Here is a 20,303-nt window from a genome sequence, read left to right on the forward strand (position 1 = left end):
GACGACCTTTTTGTTTAACATGTTTATTCGATAATAAAAATCTAACAAAAATAAAATCTCAATTGATAATAACAATATTAAATTGAAGTCATAGTTTCAATAGTCAAAACCTTTCTGTATAGTTCTTTTCATAGCTTAAACAAAAGGAAAAACAAATGTCGATACAAGAAATTTATGAATGCCAAGAAACCGGCTACGAATATGCCTTCCGGCAAATCGTTTTATAAACCACTGACCATTTTGCAAAGGAAACCATCATGACTACCTCCAAATGCCCTGTTACCCACCTGACCATGAACAACGGCGCGCCCGTTGCCGACAATCAAAACAGCCTGACTGCCGGTCCGCGCGGCCCTCTGCTGGCGCAGGATTTGTGGCTGAATGAAAAACTCGCCGACTTCGTGCGCGAAGTCATCCCTGAACGCCGTATGCACGCCAAAGGTTCAGGCGCGTTCGGTACGTTTACCGTGACACACGACATCACAAAATACACCCGCGCCAAAATCTTCAGCGAAGTCGGTAAGAAAACCGAGATGTTCGCCCGTTTCACCACCGTGGCAGGCGAGCGCGGCGCAGCAGATGCGGAACGCGACATCCGTGGCTTTGCATTGAAGTTCTATACCGAAGAAGGCAACTGGGATATGGTCGGCAACAACACGCCCGTATTCTTCCTGCGCGACCCGCGCAAATTCCCCGACTTGAACAAAGCCGTCAAACGCGACCCGCGCACCAATATGCGCTCCGCCACGAACAACTGGGACTTCTGGACGCTGCTGCCCGAAGCCCTGCACCAAGTCACCATCGTCATGAGCGACCGCGGCATCCCTGCCAGCTACCGCCATATGCACGGCTTCGGTTCGCATACATACAGCTTCTGGAACGAAGCGGGCGAGCGTTTTTGGGTGAAATTCCATTTCCGCAGCCAGCAAGGCATTAAAAACCTGACCAACGAAGAAGCCGCCAAAATCATTGCAGATGACCGCGAAAGCCACCAGCGCGACCTGTACGAAGCCATCGAACGCGGCGAGTTTCCGAAATGGACGATGTACATCCAGGTCATGCCTGAAGCCGATGCAGAAAAAGTGCCTTATCATCCGTTTGACTTGACCAAAGTTTGGCCGAAAAAAGACTATCCGCTGATTGAAGTGGGCGAATTTGAGTTAAACCGCAATCCCGAAAACTTCTTCGCCGATGTGGAACAATCCGCCTTCGCACCGAGCAACCTCGTTCCCGGTATCGGCGCTAGCCCCGACAAAATGCTGCAAGCGCGTTTGTTCAATTACGCTGATGCGCAGCGCTACCGCCTGGGCGTAAACTTCCGCCAAATTCCCGTCAACCGCCCGCGCTGCCCTGTTCACAGCAACCGGCGCGACGGGCAAGGTCGCGCCGACGGCAACTACGGCAGCCTGCCGCACTACGAACCCAACAGCTTCGGCCAATGGCAGCAACAACCCGACTTCGCCGAGCCCCCTTTGAAAATCAACGGTGACGCGGCGCACTGGGACTACCGCCAAGACGATGACGACTATTTCAGCCAACCGCGTGCCTTGTTCAAGCTGATGAACAATGAGCAACAACAAGCTTTGTTTAACAACACCGCCGCAGCCATGGGCGATGCACCAGACTTCATCAAATATCGCCATATCCGCAACTGCTACCGTTGCGATCCGGCATACGGCGAAGGCGTAGCCAAAGCCCTTGGACTGACTGTCGAAGATGCCCAAGCTGCCCGTGCGACCGACCCGGCTTTAGGTCAACCTGGTTTACTGTAAGGAGGCATTATGTGGATAGAAATTGAAGAAATCTTGTCTCAAGCTGTCCGATACAGCCGTTCGGGCAAAAAGTAACGGTTTAGATCATTAAGCAGGCCATCTGAAACGCAAAATAAAGTTTCAGACGGCCTTTTTTGATGATGAAGTTTATTTGATTGCTTCTGATTCAATGGAACTGGCTACCCTTTCTCTACAACTCCTCATGCACCCTCTCACGCTTCCCACTGGCAAATAAAAACCGCACGGCTGATTGCCGTGCGGTTTTGCTTTTTTGTCTGAAGGTTTCAGACGGCCTTACATCATGCCGCCCATACCACCCATGCCGCCCATATCAGGCATAGCAGGTTTTTCTTCAGGAATTTCAGCAATCATGCAGTCTGTGGTCAACATCAGGCCGGCGATAGATGCGGCGTGTTGCAGCGCAGAACGGGTTACTTTGGCAGGGTCGAGTACGCCCATTTCGATCATGTCGCCGTATTCGCCGGAGCCTGCGTTGTAACCGTAGTTGCCTTTGCCTTCCAATACTTTGTTCACCACCACGCTAGGTTCGCCGCCTGCGTTGGCAACGATTTGGCGCAGAGGAGACTCAACGGCGCGCAATACGATTTGTACGCCTGCGTCTTGGTCGGCATTGCCGGTGTGCAGGTTTTCCAAAGCAGCACGGGCACGCAACAGGGCTACGCCACCGCCTGCAACCACGCCTTCTTCAACGGCTGCGCGGGTAGCGTGCAGCGCGTCTTCCACGCGGTCTTTTTTCTCTTTCATTTCAACTTCGGTAGCAGCACCGACTTTGATCACTGCCACACCGCCTGCCAATTTGGCAACGCGCTCTTGCAGTTTTTCTTTGTCGTATTCGCTGGTTGCGGTTTCGATTTGTTGGCGGATTTCGGCAACACGCGCTTCGATTTGGGCTGCGTCGCCGAAGCCGTCGATGATGGTGGTGTTTTCTTTACCGATTTCGATGCGTTTGGCTTGACCCAAGTCGTCCAAAGTCGCTTTTTCCAAAGACAGGCCGACTTCTTCGGCAATCACAGTGCCGCCGGTCAGGATGGCGATGTCTTGCAACATGGCTTTGCGACGGTCGCCGAAGCCCGGAGCTTTAACGGCAACGGTTTTCAGAATGCCGCGGATGTTGTTCACGACCAAAGTCGCCAAGGCTTCGCCTTCTACGTCTTCAGCGATAATCAAGAGCGGACGGCTGGCTTTGGCCACTTGTTCCAAAACAGGCAACAAGTCGCGGATGTTGCTGATTTTTTTGTCGAACAACAATACAAACGGATTGTCCAAAGCAGCGATTTGTTTTTCAGCGTCGTTGATGAAGTAAGGAGACAGATAGCCGCGGTCGAACTGCATACCTTCAACCACGTCCAGCTCGTTTTCTAAAGATTTGCCGTCTTCAACGGTAATCACGCCTTCTTTGCCGACTTTTTCCATCGCTTCGGCGATAATCGCGCCGACTTGTTCGTCAGAGTTGGCGGAAATAGAGCCGACTTGGGCGATTTCTTTAGAAGTGTCGCAAGGTTTGGCGATGTTTTTCAGCTCGTCAACCAAAGCGGCAACGGCTTTATCGATACCGCGTTTCAGGTCGGTCGGATTCATGCCGGCGGTCACGTATTTCATGCCTTCGGCAACGATGGATTGCGCCAATACGGTTGCAGTAGTGGTACCGTCACCGGCTACGTCGTTGGTTTTAGACGCCACCTCTTTCACCATCTGCGCACCCATGTTTTCGAATTTGTCTTTCAATTCGATTTCTTTTGCAACAGACACACCGTCTTTAGTGATGTGCGGGCCGCCGAAAGCGCGGTCAAGTACCACGTTGCGGCCTTTAGGGCCCAAAGTTACGCGTACGGCGTTTGCCAATACGTTGACGCCGTTTACCATTTTTTGGCGAACTTCATTGCCGAATTGTACGTCTTTTGCTGCCATGTTTTTAATCCTTAAAAATCTGTTTTACTGTAAAAATAAAGATGATGCCGTCTGGAAAGGTCAATCCCATTCCACACTGTCGCCGTAGCTTTCCAGAAATTCGAAAATCTTGCTTTCGTTTTCAACCAAATCAACAGCAATCTGTTTGAATTTCTCAGCTTTTCCCCAATTTTCCGGTGTCAGCGAATAATAGGCGAAATATGAACCGCCTTCAGGGTCAGAATCCAAGTTCTCAAGCAGTTCAGGCGCGTAAACGCCCAAATAGGCATTGAAGAAGGCATCCCAGTTGTAGCCGTTCATATAGGCTTCTTCACAAGCCTCATTCATCCTTTCGCCCAAAGTGAACACAGAATCTTGTCCACAATCGAATTGGATACTGATCTGTTTGAGATCTTCAGACTTTGAAATACGGATGTAGTCTGCCATTGCTTACCCTTTTTCAGACGGCCTTAATATTTAAAAATCTTATTCAACGATACCGAAGATGTCTTCTTCACGCATTACCAACAGCTCTTCGCCGTCGGCTTTTACAGTTTGGCCGCTGTATTTGCCGAAGATCACTTTGTCGCCGACTTTGACATCCAGCGGACGGCGCGCACCGTCTTTACCGATTTTGCCCGCACCCACGGCGATTACTTCGCCCATGTCGGGTTTTTCAGCAGCCGCACCCGGCAAAACGATGCCGGAGGCGGTTTTTTCTTCAGCTTCTAAGCGTTTGACGACTACACGGTCGTGTAAAGGGCGGATGGTCATGTCTTAATGCTCCGATAAATAAATAGATTGAAAACAATTGTCTGTCGGACATGACAGACACGGTTTGCTTGGAAATAGCGACACGCTTATAGAAAGCCTGCCGTAATGGCGGGTAGATTTGGGTTGTTTGCGACAAATTCAAGGGAAAAAGTAAAAATTTCTATGCAGTCTTTCCAAATATTTTCATACGCAAAAATGCCCGATCACATATTTTTCAGACGGCCTGATATACCAACTGCAAAGTTCGTTTAAAAACAACCCGCTTCCTTAACAAATTCAATACAACTCTTTACAACCGTTTTTTTTATATGCATTATTATAAATGATGATTATTCTTAATTGCATATTTTAAAGATAATTTCTCTTTATTTGCTTTTATTTTTTATTGCTGTCATTTTATTAAGGACATTTCCCAATGAATACGCCCCTGTTTCGACTGAGCCTGCTGTCACTAACACTGGCGGCCGGTTTTGCACACGCAGAAAATGAAGCCAAAGACAATGTTGTACTTGATACCGTTACCGTCAAAGGTCAGGCCACAAGCGCCACACACCGTGTAACGACGAAACGTATGGAAGAAACGACTTCCACTGATTTAAAAGACGTATTGTTCAACGAACCCTCTATCAGTTTCGGCGGCGGCAACGGTCAGTCGCAATGGGTAACCATCCGAGGCATGGGACAAGACCAAATAGACTATAAAGTTGACGATACTTACACTGACAGCCAGATTTTCCACCACAACGGTCGCTTTATGCTTGACCCCGCATTGGTAAAAGTCGTTGCCGTGCAAAAAGGTACGGGTTCGGCCTCTGCAGGTATCGGTGCAACCAGCGGCGCAATTGTTGCCGAAACGGTTGAAGCCAAAGATTTGCTGAGGGAAGGTCAAAACGTCGGTTTCAAAGTCAATGCCGGCATCAGCAGCAATAAAGGCTATTCACGCGGCGCAAGCGTTTACGGTCAGGCAGGCGGTTTTGACGCATTGGTTTCAGGCAATTTCGTGCGCGACAAAGAATACACGGCAGGCAAAGGTTACCGTAATCTGCTCGGAAGCGATAAGGTTTTAAACAGTGGATTGGGTTCTCGCGGCTTATTGGGCAAAATCGGCTATCGTTTCAACGAGGACAACCGTATTGAATTAAGCCACCGCCAAGAGAAACAATATGGCGAACGCGCCCTGCGCGAAGAGTTCGATTTCTCGCAAGTCTTCCAAACCGACCGCCGTACGGGTCAATACGTTTTGGATGCCAACGGCAACCGTATTCCGAATGTCGCCACCAACTCGCCGCGTTACCGCACACTGACCCAAGACACCACCAACTTGGAATTCAAAGGCGGAAACTTGGGCTTTATCGACAAAATCAAAGCCAATGTTTACCGTTTGAATACCAAACGTGATGAAGTCCCCAGTCCAGATTATGAATTGGACGGCGAAGTACGGACATACGGAGCCAACCTCAATCTCGACAGCCGTCTATTTGACCGCCATACCTTGAAATACGGAGTAAACTGGCGCACTCAAAAAAGCAGCTCAAACGGAGAAAACAACGAGAAGAAAAGCGATGCCGGCGTATATGTAGAAGGTATTTGGGATTTGTCTCCGGTTACGCTGACCACAGGTTTGCGCTATGACCGTTGGAAAATGAAAACCAGCAGTAATACAGAAAATTCAGACGGCAACCTCAATCCAAGCATCGGGTTGGTTTATGACATTACCCCTGATTTTTCCATCAACACCAGCCTGAACTATGCAACCCGCAGCCCCCGCCTGTACGAAGCGGCTTTAATGAGCATCAGATCGATTAAAGCATCGCCTGATTTGAAAGCGGAACGCTCACGAAATGCGGAAATCGGCTTCAACTACCACTGGAATTCTGCCCTTACATTGTCCGGCAGCTATTTCCATCAACAAATCAAAGATGTACAGGCCATCGGCCAAGAGGGGAAATACCATGTTTGGTATAACGGCGGCAAGCTGAAAAACACAGGTTACGAACTGAACGCAGCCTACCGCTGGAAAGGTCTGACCGCACGTGCAGGCGTAGCCTACAGCAAACCGAAGCTGAACGGCGATACCGCCGACAAAGTAACGACCGCCATCCCGATGGGACGCACATGGACAACAGGTCTGTCTTACCAATTCGACAATCCGAATCTGGAAATCGGCTGGCGCGGACGTTATGTCCAAAATGCAGGCTACGCCCCAACCTCGCGCGGCTCTGATGTGGCTCTGAATGTTGTCCGTGCAGGCTACGGCGTCAACGATATCTTCGCCAACTGGAAACCGACAGGCAAAGACGACTTGAACGTCAACTTCTCCGTCAACAATGTCTTTGATAAAAACTACAAGCCGCACAGCCAACGCGCAGGTGCCAACTCCCTGCCTGAACCAGGCCGCGATGTCCGCCTAAGCGTGAACTACCGCTTCTAAGCAATCAGCTTGAAAAAGCCGTCTGAAAACAAAAGTTTTCAGACGGCATCTAGCTTTATAATCCGATACAAGTTATCATTTCGATTTACTTTATTTCCGACTACGGAGAAACCCTATGTTACGTTTGACTGCTTTAGCCGTATGCTGCACCCTCGCTTTGGGTGCGTGTTCACCGAAAGATTCTGCGTCCAACCAAGCCCAAACTGCTTCCGCTTCTGCCGCCCAAACCGAAGGCGCAAGCCTGACGGTGAAAACCACGCGCGGCGATGCGAAAGTGCCGCAAAATCCAGAGCGTATCGCCGTTTACGATTTGGGCATGCTCGATACTTTAAACAAATTGGGCGTGAAAACCGGTTTGTCCATCGACAAAAACCGCCTGCCCTACTTGGACGAATATTTCAAAACCACGAAACCTGCCGGCACGCTGTTTGAGCCTGACTACGAAGCCTTAAACGCTTACAAACCGCAGCTCATCATCATCGGCAGCCGTGCAGCCAAAGCATTTGACAAGTTGAACGAGATTGCGCCGACTATCGAAATGACCGCCGAAACCGCCAATCTGAAAGAAAGTTCCAAAGAGCGCATCGATGCGCTGGCGCAAATCTTCGGCAAACAGGCCGAAGCAGACAAACTGAAAGCGGAAATCGATGCTTCGTTTGAAGCGGCGAAAACTGCTGCGCAAGGCAAAGGCAAGGGTTTGGTGGTATTGGTCAACGGCGGTAAGATGTCGGCTTTCGGCCCTTCCTCACGTTTGGGCGGTTGGTTGCATAAAGACATCGGCGTTCCCGCTGTTGATGAATCGATTAAAGAAGGCAGCCACGGCCAGCCTATCAGCTTTGAATACCTGAAAGAGAAAAACCCTGATTGGCTGTTTGTTTTGGACCGCGGCGCGGCCATCGGTGAAGAAGGCCAGGCGGCAAAAGATGTGTTGAACAATCCGCTGGTTGCCGAAACAACCGCTTGGAAAAAAGGACAGGTGGTTTACCTTGTTCCTGAAACTTATCTGGCGGCCGGCGGCGCGCAAGAATTGCTGAATGCTTCCAAACAGGTAAGCGATGCGTTTAATGCCGCCAAGTAATTCGGCACGGGCATAGCCGCCCGTTTCTTTCAGACGGCCTGAAGGATTTGATGACTCACATGGTCAAGTTGCTTGATCTGAAGTCATTGGATTTAGGCCGTCTGAAAATACATGGTGCAAATGGACAAGTTTTGCCTGTTTGCATCTGTTTTTATGATGGGCAAACCTGCCTTTTTTGCCAAATACCTTAACCCTTCTTTCAGACGGCCTTATTTTTTCCGAACCATTTTATGTTTCACAAACCTTCATTTTTAAATGCGGTCAACGGCATGGCGCTGCTGATATTGTTTGCCGTCAGCCTGTCGGTCGGCGTGGCCGAATTCAAATGGTCCACCCTGTTTTCCCTATCCGACAGCCAGCAGGTCATGTTCATCAGCCGCCTGCCGCGCACGTTTGCGATTGTGCTGACGGGTGCGTCGATGGCGGTGGCCGGCATGATTATGCAGATTTTGATGCGCAACCGTTTTGTCGAACCGTCGATGGTGGGCGCAAGCCAAGGCGCGGCTTTGGGTTTGCTGCTGATGACCCTGCTGCTGCCGGCTGCGCCGCTGCTGGCAAAAATGTCGGTTGCCGCCGTTGCCGCGCTGATCGGGATGCTGGTCTTTATGCTGCTGATCCGCCGCCTGCCGCCGACCGCGCAACTGATGGTGCCTTTGGTCGGGATTATTTTCGGCGGTGTGATTGAGGCGGTGGCCACCTTTATCGCGTATGAAAACGAAATGCTGCAAATGCTGGGCGTGTGGCAACAGGGCGATTTTTCCGGCGTGTTGCTCGGGCGGTATGAATTGTTGTGGGCAACGGGGATTTTGGCTTTGTTTGCCTATTTAATTGCCGACCAGCTGACGATTTTGGGTTTGGGCGAAACAGTAAGCGTGAATTTGGGGCTGAACCGGACGGCGATTCTGTGGTCGGGGCTGATTATTGTGGCGCTGATTACGTCTTTGGTGGTCGTAACGGTCGGCAATATTCCGTTTATCGGCCTAGTCGTGCCGAACATCATCAGCCGCCTGATGGGCGACAAGCTGCGCCAGAGCCTGCCGGCGGTGGCCTTGCTGGGCGCGTCTTTGGTGTTGCTGTGCGATATTGTCGGACGCGTGATTGTGTTTCCGTTTGAAATTCCGGTCTCTACGGTTTTTGGTGTAATGGGGACGGCTTTGTTTTTATGGCTTTTATTAAGGAAACCTGCTCATGCCGTCTGAAAAAAATATCGGTTTTATGGCAGGAAGCAGCCGTCCGTTGTGGGTCGCCTTTGCGCTGTTGCTGGTTTCCTGCGTCCTGTTTATGACGCTCAACGTCAAAGGCGATTGGGACTTTGTCTTGCACCTGCGCCTGACCAAGCTTGCCGCGTTGCTGATGGTCGCCTATGCAGTCGGCGTGTCCACTCAACTCTTCCAAACGCTGACCAACAATCCGATTCTGACCCCTTCGATTTTGGGTTTCGATTCGCTGTATGTGTTTTTACAGACCTTGCTGGTGTTTACGCTCGGCGGCGTGGGCTATGCTTCCCTGCCGTTGACGGGCAAATTCGGCTTTGAACTGGTCGTCATGATGGGCGGCTCGCTGCTGCTGTTTTACACGCTCATCAAACAGGGCGGACGCGATTTGTCGCGCATGATTTTAATCGGCGTGATTTTCGGGATTTTGTTCCGCAGCCTGTCATCGCTGCTTTCGCGCATGATTGACCCCGAAGAATTTACCGCCGCGCAGGCGAATATGTTTGCCACCTTCAATACCGTCCACTCGGAATTGTTGGGTATCGGCGCAATCGTGTTGCTCATCAGCGCCGCCGTGATCTGGCGCGAACGCCACCGCCTCGATGTTTACCTGCTCGGCCGCAATCAAGCCATCAATTTGGGCATCAACTACACGCGCAATACCTTATGGCTGCTGTTGTGGATCGCCGCACTGGTTGCAACCGCCACCGCCGTTGTCGGCCCGGTAAGCTTTTTCGGCCTGCTGGTTGCCGCGCTAGCCAACCATTTTTCTCCGTCGGTCAAACATTCCGTCCGCCTACCCATGACTTTTTGTGTCGGTGGCATCCTATTGGTCGGCGGGCAAACCATCTTCGAACACTTCCTCGGCATGCAGGCTGTATTGAGCGTGGTCGTCGAATTTGCAGGCGGATTGGTATTTTTATATTTGGTGTTGAAAAAGAAATAAATTAAACAAGCCCAAACAGCTTCAGGCCGTCTGAAGCCTGTGTTAAAAAATATTTAACTATTGAAATGAAACTAAATTTCTGACATGTACTCATAGTAAACATCACTAAATTTACTAAAATTACAAAAAATGAGTACGACATTAAAATACCGTCCCGACTTGGACGGCATCCGGGCTTTGGCCGTCTTGGCCGTTATTATTTTCCACATCAACGCCGCTTGGCTGCCCGGCGGTTTCCTCGGTGTGGATATGTTTTTCGTTTTGTCCGGCTACCTGATCACCACCATCATCAGCCGCGAAATGCAAAACAGCAGTTTTTCGTTTTTAGAATTCTACAAACGCCGCGCGAAGCGCATTTTGCCTGTTTTTTCCTGCGTATTGCTGTGTACGAGTTTGGCCGCCGCAATCTTTTTCTTGTCGTTTGACCTGCGCCAATACGTCAAATCGGCAGTGTTTGCGTTGCTGTTTTCGGCCAACCTGTTTTTTGCACGGCGCGGCGGTTATTTTGATGCCGATGCGGTGGAAAAACCTTTGCAACACATTTGGTCTTTATCGCTGGAAGAGCAGTTTTACTTTGTTTTTCCGGTTTTGCTGATTGCCTTTTTCCGATTCAGCAAAGGGCGCAACATCCGCCAATTCATCCTTTTGCTGATTGTATTGAGCCTGCTGTCCGTCTTTTTGCCCACCTTCGGCATGGACCCTTATTTCCTGCCTTATGTGCGCGCATATGAGCTGCTGATCGGCGCGCTTTTTGCCTTTATTCCGCCCTCCCAAACCAACGACCGTTTCAGCACACCTTTGGTCGGCTGGGCGATGATGGCGGTTATTGCCGCCATGCTGCTGCTTCCTTACGGCGTGTTGCCCGGCGAAGGCAATATCGAACGGCTGCTGTGCTGTACGGCGGTTGGCGGCTTGATTTACTCGGGCAAAACCCTGCAAACGCAAAGCGGCTTCAATACCGCCAAACTGTTGAGCCTCAAGCCCGTTGTGTTTATCGGTTTGATTTCCTATTCACTGTATCTCTGGCATTGGGTGGTCTTGGCCGTCATGCGCTATGTTTACATGGACAACGCTTTGCCGATGTCCGCGATTGTATTGGCCGTCGTACTGATGTCGGGCTTGTCCGTTTTGTCCTATTACTTTGTCGAAACACCAGTGCGACGGATAAAGAATTTCACCACCAAGAAATTCATCGGGGTAATCGCCGCCTATTTCGCTCTGCTGATTCCTGCCGCCGGCTACCTGCTGACTGCCAAACCGGCCGCATACGAGGCAAACCTATATACGGTTGACGAAAGTAAAATCTGCGCGGATACCTTGACCAAAACCGACTGCGCTGTCGGCGCGGAAAATCAAAGCAGCAAAGTCCTGCTGATGGGTGACTCCCACGCCGCCCACCTGACGCCCTTTATTGATATAGTGGGCAAACAGGAAGGCTTTGCCGCCGACATTATCTCGTCCAACAGTTGCGGCGTTGCCTTCGGCTTCCTCCTGCCGCAAAGTGACCGCCGTGCCAAACGCTGCAACTCTTACAACCGCTTTATCGCACAAAAGGTTGAAAACTATCCGGTGGTCTTTATCTCGCAACGTTGGTTCCTGCATACCGACAAGCCCGGTTTTACGGATCATTTCGGCAAAATGCTCGACACCCTGATTCAACAGGGCAAACAGGTTTACGTCTTTGCCGACACGCCGATGAGCGCGCAACTGCCCCTGCGCCATTACTACCTGAAACAGCGTCTCGGCATCGATATGCAATACGTTTCCGAGCATAAAAAAGCGGAAATTGCCCGCTCCGCCGAAGCCGACAAAACCATAGAAAACATCGTCAAACAGCGGCCTGCCGTGCACTGGGTCAACATCATGGAGCCTATTCCGGCAGACAAAACCATAGACGACCTGCCGATATATTTTGACACCAACCACCTCAATACCCACGGTGTGACAAAACTGGCGGAAAAATTTATACAGGACAAAAAAATACTCCTAAAATAACACCGCAGTTTCAGTCCGAAACCTTTGCCGCAATACTGAATGCAAATGCCGCTCAAAGCGCAGCAAACAGTATGCCGCAAAGGTTTCAGGCCGTCTGAAACCTTCAGACGGCCTAAGCAAACCCATAAAGGATAACCCTCATGACACAAGAACGCCTCCCTTCATTCTTCGATGACGCCCCGACCATTACCGTCCAAGACGCATTGGCCGACTTCCTCGGCGCGGCCGAAAACGGCATCCTCACTTACCACTACGCCGATGCCGTGCGCCTGTGCGGCCACTCCTGCCCGACCGTCGCCGGTGCCTACCTGATGGTGGTCAAAGGCCTTAAAGCCCTTTACGGCGAAGAACTGCCGCAACGCGGCGACATCGAAGCATTTATGCAGGGCGAACGTGACGAAGGTACAACCGGCGTTACCGCTTCCGTCGTCCAACTCCTTACCGGCGCAGCACCCGAAACCGGCTTTGGCGGCGTAGGCCCAGCCGGACGCTTTGCCCGCCGCCATTTATTGTCCTTTGGTGCAGACGAAATCAACGGCACACTCGCGCTCCGCCGCCGCGATACCGGCAAAACCGTTGCCGTCAGCCTCAACGCCGCGCTTCAACCCTTTGCACCGAAAATGCGCGACATTATGCCCAAAGCCGTCAGCGGCAGCGCAAGTGCCAACGAACTCAAACAATTCGGCGAGCTTTGGCAAGAACGCGTCCGCGCCTTCCTGATTGACCAAGCCGACAATCCCGAATTTGTTACCGTCAGCGAAATCTAACCACACCATACAGGAATAAAATTCAGACGGCCTCATGCTGAAAGGCCGTCTGAAACCCCAACTTCCCATTTTCGGACCCGCCTATGATTACCATCCGCAACGTCAGCCACACCATCGGCAGCAACCCCATCCTCAACGACGTCAGCCTCGACATCCCCGAAGGCGGCATTACCGCACTGATCGGCCCGAACGGCGCAGGCAAGTCCACCCTCCTCTCCTTTATGGCGCGCCTGCAGCCCTTGGTACACGGTGACATCAGCTACGCAGGCAAAGACATCAAAACCACCCCCACCGCCGAACTTGCCCGCACGCTCTCCATCCTCACCCAAGAAAACAGCATCATGAGCCGCATTACCGTACGCGACCTGCTCATGTTCGGCCGTTATCCCTACCACCAAGGCAGGCCGTCTGAAACGGATAAAACCATCGTCGAAGAAGCACTTGCCGAGTTCCACCTGCAAGACTTTGCCGACCGCTACCTGACCGAGCTTTCCGGCGGCCAACGCCAACGCGCCATGATTGCCATGGTGTTCTGTCAGCGCACCGACTACGTTTTGCTGGACGAACCGCTGAACAACCTCGACATGTATCATGCCCGCTCCCTCATGCAGATCCTGCGCCGGCTGACCGACGAACACAAACGCACCACCGTCGTCGTCCTGCACGATATCAACCAGGCAGCAGCCTACGCAGATTACGTCGTCGCCATGAAAAACGGCCAAGTCGCCATGCAGGGCAAGCCCAACGATATTTTCACCGCCGAAAACATCAAAACCTTATTCGATATGGACGTCAACGTCCTCGATTACGAAGGCAAAAAACTGGTTATCCACCATATCTAAATCCGACAAAAAGGCCGTCTGAAACCCGATTGCTCATGTTTCAGACGGCCTTTGCCTATTCAAAGCATTTATTTTTTATCGTACAAACCACGCACCACGCGACCGATCGCGGCAATGCCTTTTTCCAGCGTTTCCGCGTCCTGCGCAATGCTCATGCGGATGCACTCGTGCGCGTGCGGATAGTCTTGCGTATCGATGCCGACAAAGAAATGCTCGCCCGGAATAATCAGCGTGCCTTCGGCCTTGAGCATTTCGTACAAGGTTTGCGACGAAACAGGCAGGTTTTCAAACCAAAGCCATAAGAAAATCGCACCTTCAGGCTTATGGATTTTCAACGGATACGCACCCAATTCGCGTTTGAGCAGGGAAACCGCCGTTTGCGCCTGCTGACGGTAAAACGGCTGAATCACTTCATCGGCCAGCTGTTTCAGACGGCCGTCGTTTAACAGCGGAGCCGCAATCGCCGCGCCAAAACGGGTTGGCGACAAATTCACAATCGCATTCAAACTGCTGACGGCTTTGACCACTTCCGGCGCGGCGACAATAATGCCGGTACGCACGCCGGGCAGGCCGATTTTAGAAAGGCTGAAGCAGAGGATGATGTTTTCGTGCCAGTTGAGCGTCACATCGCTGTAAATAATATTCGGGAACGGCATTCCGTAGGCGTTGTCGATAATCAGCGGAATCCCGTGTTCCTGCGCCAACGCGTCCAAACGCGCCATCTCGCCGTCGGTCAACACATTGCCGGTCGGGTTGGTCGGGCGTGAACAGCAAATCGCACCGATTTTGCCCTCTTTCAATTCAGGCAGGCTCTCCAGCGCGTCAAAGTCCACGCGGTATTTGAAAAATCCCGCTTCGCCTTCGTGTTCGACATTTTCGATTTTCGGTTTTACCGAAATAAAATGCTGCCCTTCGACATGCACGTCGGCATAACCGATATATTCAGGCGCAAGCGGCAACAAAATGGCTTTCTCAGCCGTTTGGCCGTCTGAAAGATTGAATTTGCCGCCAAACAGGTTGAACAAATAGAAAAACGCGTTTTGCGAACCATTGGTCAGCGCGATATTGTCCGCCGTCAGGTTCCAGCCGTATTCGCGGTTGAGAAACTCAGTCAAAGCCGCAATCAGCGCCGCATCGCCCTGCGGATTGGAATAATTGCCGATATTCTCAACAGCGTGTTCCGCCGCCAGTTTAGAAAACACATCGGCGAACACCGCATTGACTTCAGCAATCTTCGCCGGATTGCCGCCGCCAAGCATGTTGACGGGCTTGTCACTTTTGAGCGCATCGCCCAAATCGTCCATCAACTGCAAAATACCGCTGTGTTGTGTGAATTTTTCGCCGAATGCTGAAAACTGCATGGAAACTCCGTTGCTAGGTGTGTGTGGAAACAATAAACCGCTATTATAAGAACAAAGGCCGTCTGAAAACCAGTTATCCTGATTGTTCAGACGGCCTATTTGACGGAATGGTGGCTTGATACAACCTTATTGGTTTACAGGTATTATTTCTTCCTGCCAAAAATCAGTGATATCACCGACAAGATCAAGAAACCGGCAAATAAAATTTTGGCTATGCCTGCCGCACTACCTGCAATACCACCGAAACCTAATACAGCTGCAATAATAGCGATTATAAAGAAAACGATCGAATAATGAAGCATGATTTTTTCCTTTCGGTTTAATATAAAACGGTCGAGGGGGATACGACCGTTTATGGTGAAATTCAACGGTCTTAGCTGTTCAGCCAATCATCAATTTCTTTTTCAGCTTCATCTTTAGTGCGACCGTAACGCTCTTGGAGCTTACCAGCCAACTGATCGCGCTTGCCTTCGATGATTTCTAAATCGTCGTTTGTCAACTCGCCCCATTTTTCTTTGGCTTTACCTTTGAGTTGCTCCCATTTTCCTTTGATAATATCTTCATTCATGATTATACCATCCTATCTTATTGATTAATATTTAACTAACGGATAAAACCGCTTGCATTTAACCTTACTTGATAATTTATTAATTTTCAAGCAAAGACAATGCTGATTTTTTAATCAATCAACTAATATCTTATTAATCTCTCAATTAATCAATAAGTTATACAAAGCTGTTAAATTTTGAAAATATTAAGATATTATTGATTACCACCCTTATAAGCGTATTCTTTAAATCAAACGGCCTTACTATAAAAACAGGCCGTCTGAAAATCTTTCAGACGGCCTTTTACTATCCAATCTTTCCTTTAACGGCCAAAATTGTCTCGACGTTCACGCCAGTCTTGGCGGATGGAGCCGCTTTTGCCGACCGGTGTGTCTTGTTCGACTTCCCAAATAAAATTCGTTCCGCCGCCAATCGGATGTGAGCCGCGCAAGCCGATGTGGCTGCCTTGGTCGGCAACGGCAGTTCGGCTGTATGTTTGGCTGCCGAAACGGGTTTGCGAGGTTTCGATGCCGCTTTTGATGCTGCCGTAAAGCTGTACGTCGGCATGTGCGGCGAGTACGGCGGTAGAAAGTGCGGCAGTGAGGAGAAGTTTTAAGTTCATGGTTTATCCTTTTTGGAGAGGAATTGTGTGACGATTGTATCGGCCTTGCGCGTAAACAAGTTACAATTCTTGCAAAATCTGACAGGAGTTTTGATGATGCGCTCTTTACGCGCCGCCGCTGTGCAAATGGTGTCGTCCACCGACCCAGAAACCAATATTGTCACCATGAAGCGCCTTGTCCGTGAGGCGGCCGAACAAGGGGCGGATTGGGTGTTGCTGCCCGAATATTGGCCGCTGATGGGCAAAAACGATACGGACAAGCTGGCATTTGCCGAGCCTTTGGACGATGGACGAGTTGGCGAAACCTGCCACACCCGTTTTCAGACGGCCTTAAGCGAAACGGCAAGGGAATGCGGCGTGGTGTTGTTTGGCGGTACGGTTCCGCTGCAAAGCCCAGACGCTGGCAAGGTGATGAACACGATGCTGGTGTATGACCGCGACGGCAACCGAATCGGGCTTTACCACAAAATGCACCTTTTCGGCTTTTCCGGTTTGGGCGAACGCTACGCCGAAGCCGATACAATACTGGCAGGCAGTGATGTGCCGAAGCTGAGCGTGGACGATGTTCCGCTGGCGGCCGGGGTCTGCTACGATTTGCGCTTTCCTGAGTTTTTCCGCGCCCAGCAGCCGTTTGATGTTTTATTGTTGCCGGCCGCGTTTACCTACACGACCGGCAAGGCGCATTGGGAATTGCTGCTTCGCGCCCGTGCAGTGGAAAACCAATGCTACGTCATCGCATCGGCACAAGGCGGACTGCATGAAAGCGGCCGCCGCACATTCGGCCACAGTATGATTATCGACCCTTGGGGCGATGTGTTGGCGACGTTGCCGGAAGGCGAAGGTGTGATTTGTGCCGATTTGGATACCGCGCGCCTGCAAAGCGTGCGCACACGCCTGCCTGCCCTGAAACACCGATTACTTTAAACACGCACTATGTCCCAGTTCCAACCCACACGCATTCTCGGCATCGACCCCGGCAGCCGCGTGACCGGCTTCGGCGTGATTGATGTCCACGGCCGCGAACATCATTATGTTGCTTCCGGCTGTATCAAAACGCCGACAGGTGCGTCGCTTTCCGAACGTATCGCCGTGATTGTCCGCCATATCGACGAAATCATCCGCCACTATCAGCCGCATCAGGCGGCCATCGAGCAAGTGTTCGTCAACGTCAATCCGGCCGCAACTTTGATGCTTGGTCAGGCGCGCGGTGCGGCGATTGCCGCTTTGGTCATGCACGACTTGCCCGTGTTTGAGTACACCGCGCTTCAAGTCAAGCAGGCGGTGGTCGGCAAGGGCAAGGCCGCCAAAGAGCAGGTGCAGCATATGGTGGTCCAAATGCTCGCACTTTCAGGCACGCCGCAAGCCGATGCCGCCGACGGACTCGCCGTCGCCCTCACCCACGCCCTGCGCAATCACGGATTGGCTTCGCAACTCAACCCCGACGGCCTGCAGGTCAAACGCGGCCGTTTCCAATGGTAAGCCGACATTCAGGCCATCTGAAATAGTGTTCCAGCCCTTTTTCAGACGGCCTTTCGGTTATAATAGCCCTTTGCCCACATACAGCGAGCCTTCATGAAAGCCGCCTTCCTTTTTCTCTACCTCATCCGCCTGCTGCCTTTTTGCGTGTTGCACAAGATTGCCGACGCGATCGGCATTCTTGCCTATTACGCAGTCAAACCGCGCCGCAAAGTCGGCGAGGTAAACCTCAAAAAATGCTTTCCCGAGCTGAACGACAGCCAGCGCACCGTCCTGCTCAAACGCCATTTTCAGCACATGGCGAAGCTGATGCTCGAATACGGCCTCTACTGGTACGCACCTGCGGACAAGCTGCGCTCGTTGGTGCGTTATCAAGACAAACACCATCTTGACGAAGCCCTCGCCGTCGGCGAAAAAGTCATCATCCTCTATCCGCACTTTACCGCATTTGAAATGGCGGTTTACACGCTCAATCAGGATGTGCCGCTGACCAGCATGTATTCGCATCAAAAAAACAAAGCCCTGGACGAGCAGATCCTGAAAGGCCGCCACCGCTACAACAATGTTTTCCTGATCGGCCGTACAGAAGGCCTGCGCGCCATCATCAAACACCTGCGCAAAAGCGATGCGCCCTTTCTTTATCTGCCCGACCAAGACTTCGGCCGCAACGAGTCCATTTTCGTCAATTTCTTCGGCATTCAGACGGCCACGATTACCGGCCTCAGCCGTATCGCCGGCATGACCAAAGCCAAAATCATTCCCGCCATCCCCACGCGTGAAGCCGACAATACCGTAACCCTGCGCTTCTATCCTGCTTGGGACAATTTCCCGACCGAAAATGTCGAAGCCGACACCCAGCGCATGAACGACTTCATCGAAGAGCGGGTACGCGAGCATCCCGAACAATATTTCTGGCTGCACAAACGCTTCAAAACCCGTCCCGAAGGCGAAAACAGCTTTTATTGACTACATCAAATTACAATTTAAATATGCAAAAAGCGGCGAAATCCTTCTTTCGCCGCTTTTTCATTTTAATCGAATCAAACCAAAATTCATGTTCGAATCCAAACAATCAAATAATATTCCGCTTTAAATGCTTTAAAAACAACTTTTTTCATCGTGATTGAAACTTTCAAATAACCCTATATTTTTTCTCAAATGAAAAACATCAGGCCCAATACACTTTTTTCATTTACATATTAAATTTAATTTCTTTTAAAAACAATACATTACAAAAAGTTCATCTAAAAAAATGCATTTTAATCATTCAAAATATGAAATTAAATTAAATTAAAAATTTAAAAAAACAAATAAATATCTAAATTTAAAATAATTATGAAATATAATTGCAAAAATATGACAATACCTGAAATTTACACTGAAATAAGCCTTCGGAAAAAAATACTTGGCAAACTGTAAAAATTCGCGTAAATTTCACTACATCAAATTACAAAACGTTCAGACGACCTCGCTGGTTTTAGATACTTTTGTAAGCAGTTTTCTGATATTGCAAGAAATTGCGGTATTTTATAGGATTTCGGTGCAATGCCCGAAATGAAAGTTTACTGATGCAGAGTTGAGCTGCATCTGTAAAGCCGCAGGTGAAAGCCTGTATTGTTTGTGAAGCGTAAATCTCTGATTTGAGGTATTGGGGCAATCCTGTGGGGGATTGCCTCTTTTTTTATCTGCGCCGTCATGCCACAATGACATCATCCCTTATCCAACCCGATCACGCCATGACTCCGATACTCGCCTTCGACATCGAAACCATCCCCGACGTAAACGGCATCCGCCAGCTCTACGATTTGCCTGCCGATTTGCCCGACAACGAAGTCGTCCTGTTTGCCCAGCAGCAACGCCGTGCCAAAACCGGCAGCGACTTTATGCAACACCATCTGCACCAAGTCGTCGCCATCTCCTGCTGTATGCGCTGGGGGCAAGACAAAATCCGCGTCAGCACCATCGGCGATCCCGAAGACAGCGAAGAAGTCATGATTGCCAAGTTCTTCGAGGTCATTGAAAACTATACGCCGCAACTCGTCAGCTGGAACGGCGGCGGTTTCGACCTGCCCGTCCTCCACTACCGCGCCCTGATACACGGCATCAGCGCCGCCCGTTATTGGGACATGGGCGACGGCGACTTTGGCGACAGTCGCGACTTTAAGTGGAACAACTACATCAGCCGCTACCACACCCGCCATTGCGACCTGATGGATTTGCTCGCCCTCTACCAACCGCGTGCCAGCGTGCCTTTGGACGATATGGCCAAACTCTGCGGCTTCCCCGGCAAACTGGGCATGGACGGCAGCAAGGTTTGGGACGCTTATCATGCAGGCCGTCTGAAAGACATCCGCGACTATTGCGAAACCGATGCCGCCAATACCTACCTGATGTATATGCGCTTTCGCATGATGAGCGGCGCGCTCGATGCCGACGAATACGAAGTCGAAATCAAACGCATCAAACATTATCTGGCTGCACAAGCCGAAGAAAAACAACACTGGGCGGAGTTCGTCGCTGCTTGGCGTTAAACCAGGCCGTCTGAACAGATAAACCAGAAAACCAAAAG

General features: G+C 50.7%; 19 protein-coding genes. 12 read left to right on the forward strand and 7 right to left on the reverse strand.

The genetic code is table 11. The features are described 5' to 3' along the window. Positions 1–257 precede the first annotated feature (257 nt). Positions 258–1,772 carry a catalase KatA gene (gene katA / locus TW89_RS01045; protein WP_128580266.1) on the forward strand — a complete coding sequence of 505 codons (1,515 nt, stop codon included), beginning with the start codon at positions 258–260 and terminating at the stop codon, positions 1,770–1,772. A gap of 294 nt (positions 1,773–2,066) precedes the next feature. On the opposite strand, the gene groL is transcribed toward katA, so the two are convergent. The 3 genes from groL to groES are packed head-to-tail and all read right to left on the reverse strand — an operon-like array spanning position 2,067 to position 4,454. Further along, complete coding sequence (gene groL / locus TW89_RS01050) at positions 2,067–3,701, reverse strand: chaperonin GroEL (protein WP_128580267.1); 1,635 nt, start codon at positions 3,699–3,701, stop codon at positions 2,067–2,069. A 60-nt stretch (positions 3,702–3,761) separates the two neighbouring features. After that, positions 3,762–4,127 (reverse strand): Imm51 family immunity protein, encoded by a 366-nt coding sequence (locus TW89_RS01055; RefSeq protein ID WP_128580268.1) that lies wholly within the window; start codon positions 4,125–4,127, stop codon positions 3,762–3,764. 39 nt (positions 4,128–4,166) lie between these two features. Further along, the gene (gene groES / locus TW89_RS01060) at positions 4,167–4,454 is read right to left on the reverse strand and encodes a co-chaperone GroES (protein WP_003744509.1); all 288 of its coding nucleotides are present in this window, start codon (positions 4,452–4,454) and stop codon (positions 4,167–4,169) included. Between the two features lie 415 nt (positions 4,455–4,869). Between groES and TW89_RS01065 the strand changes: the two genes are divergently transcribed. The 7 genes from TW89_RS01065 (at position 4,870) to TW89_RS01095 (ending at position 13,727) form a co-directional block, all read left to right on the forward strand. Beyond that, positions 4,870–6,885 (forward strand): TonB-dependent receptor domain-containing protein, encoded by a 2,016-nt coding sequence (locus TW89_RS01065; RefSeq protein ID WP_128580269.1) that lies wholly within the window; start codon positions 4,870–4,872, stop codon positions 6,883–6,885. Positions 6,886–7,000: 115 nt separating this feature from the next. After that, a complete protein-coding gene (locus TW89_RS01070) occupies positions 7,001–7,963 on the forward strand; it encodes a siderophore ABC transporter substrate-binding protein (RefSeq protein WP_128580270.1) in 963 nt (320 codons plus the stop codon). A gap of 230 nt (positions 7,964–8,193) precedes the next feature. Beyond that, positions 8,194–9,162 (forward strand): ABC transporter permease, encoded by a 969-nt coding sequence (locus tag TW89_RS01075; RefSeq protein WP_128580271.1) that lies wholly within the window; start codon positions 8,194–8,196, stop codon positions 9,160–9,162. Then, positions 9,152–10,123 (forward strand): iron chelate uptake ABC transporter family permease subunit, encoded by a 972-nt coding sequence (locus tag TW89_RS01080; RefSeq protein ID WP_063068312.1) that lies wholly within the window; start codon positions 9,152–9,154, stop codon positions 10,121–10,123. The genes TW89_RS01075 and TW89_RS01080 overlap by 11 nt, the downstream gene beginning before the upstream one ends. Positions 10,124–10,252: 129 nt before the next feature. Then, complete coding sequence (locus tag TW89_RS01085) at positions 10,253–12,118, forward strand: acyltransferase family protein (protein WP_128580272.1); 1,866 nt, start codon at positions 10,253–10,255, stop codon at positions 12,116–12,118. 140 nt (positions 12,119–12,258) lie between these two features. Continuing rightward, positions 12,259–12,885, forward strand: coding sequence for an FmdE family protein (locus TW89_RS01090; protein ID WP_128580273.1), 627 nt, complete (start codon positions 12,259–12,261; stop codon positions 12,883–12,885). Positions 12,886–12,968: 83 nt separating this feature from the next. Continuing rightward, entirely contained in the window at positions 12,969–13,727 is a 759-nt protein-coding gene (locus TW89_RS01095; protein WP_049328943.1) for an iron ABC transporter ATP-binding protein, read from the forward strand. A gap of 68 nt (positions 13,728–13,795) precedes the next feature. On the opposite strand, the gene TW89_RS01100 is transcribed toward TW89_RS01095, so the two are convergent. The 4 genes from TW89_RS01100 to TW89_RS01115 form a co-directional block, all read right to left on the reverse strand. Beyond that, positions 13,796–15,088: a valine--pyruvate transaminase gene (locus TW89_RS01100; RefSeq protein ID WP_128580274.1), complete on the reverse strand. Its 1,293-nt coding sequence runs from the start codon at positions 15,086–15,088 to the stop codon at positions 13,796–13,798. Positions 15,089–15,231: 143 nt separating this feature from the next. Further along, positions 15,232–15,390, reverse strand: coding sequence for a DUF1328 domain-containing protein (locus TW89_RS01105; RefSeq protein ID WP_039862543.1), 159 nt, complete (start codon positions 15,388–15,390; stop codon positions 15,232–15,234). Between the two features lie 71 nt (positions 15,391–15,461). Further along, positions 15,462–15,656, reverse strand: a complete 195-nt coding sequence (locus TW89_RS01110) for a CsbD family protein (protein ID WP_063068317.1) — start codon at positions 15,654–15,656, stop codon at positions 15,462–15,464. Positions 15,657–15,958: 302 nt separating this feature from the next. Next, positions 15,959–16,258 carry a porin gene (locus TW89_RS01115; protein ID WP_128580275.1) on the reverse strand — a complete coding sequence of 100 codons (300 nt, stop codon included), beginning with the start codon at positions 16,256–16,258 and terminating at the stop codon, positions 15,959–15,961. A 93-nt stretch (positions 16,259–16,351) separates the two neighbouring features. On the opposite strand from TW89_RS01115, the gene TW89_RS01120 reads away from it, so the two are divergent. From TW89_RS01120 to TW89_RS01135, 4 genes are all read left to right on the forward strand, one after another. Beyond that, on the forward strand, positions 16,352–17,182 hold the full coding sequence (locus tag TW89_RS01120) for a carbon-nitrogen hydrolase family protein (RefSeq protein ID WP_128580276.1): 831 nt from the start codon (positions 16,352–16,354) through the stop codon (positions 17,180–17,182). Between the two features lie 9 nt (positions 17,183–17,191). Further along, entirely contained in the window at positions 17,192–17,737 is a 546-nt protein-coding gene (gene ruvC / locus TW89_RS01125; protein ID WP_003684216.1) for a crossover junction endodeoxyribonuclease RuvC, read from the forward strand. 78 nt (positions 17,738–17,815) lie between these two features. Beyond that, positions 17,816–18,700 (forward strand): lipid A biosynthesis lauroyl acyltransferase, encoded by an 885-nt coding sequence (locus TW89_RS01130; protein WP_283114208.1) that lies wholly within the window; start codon positions 17,816–17,818, stop codon positions 18,698–18,700. 770 nt (positions 18,701–19,470) lie between these two features. Then, the gene (locus TW89_RS01135) at positions 19,471–20,265 is read left to right on the forward strand and encodes a 3'-5' exonuclease (protein ID WP_039863832.1); all 795 of its coding nucleotides are present in this window, start codon (positions 19,471–19,473) and stop codon (positions 20,263–20,265) included. The last annotated feature ends 38 nt before the right edge of the window (positions 20,266–20,303 follow it).

The organism is Neisseria flavescens (genome assembly GCF_001618065.1).
GTDB classification, from domain to species: Bacteria; Pseudomonadota; Gammaproteobacteria; order Burkholderiales; family Neisseriaceae; genus Neisseria; species Neisseria flavescens_A.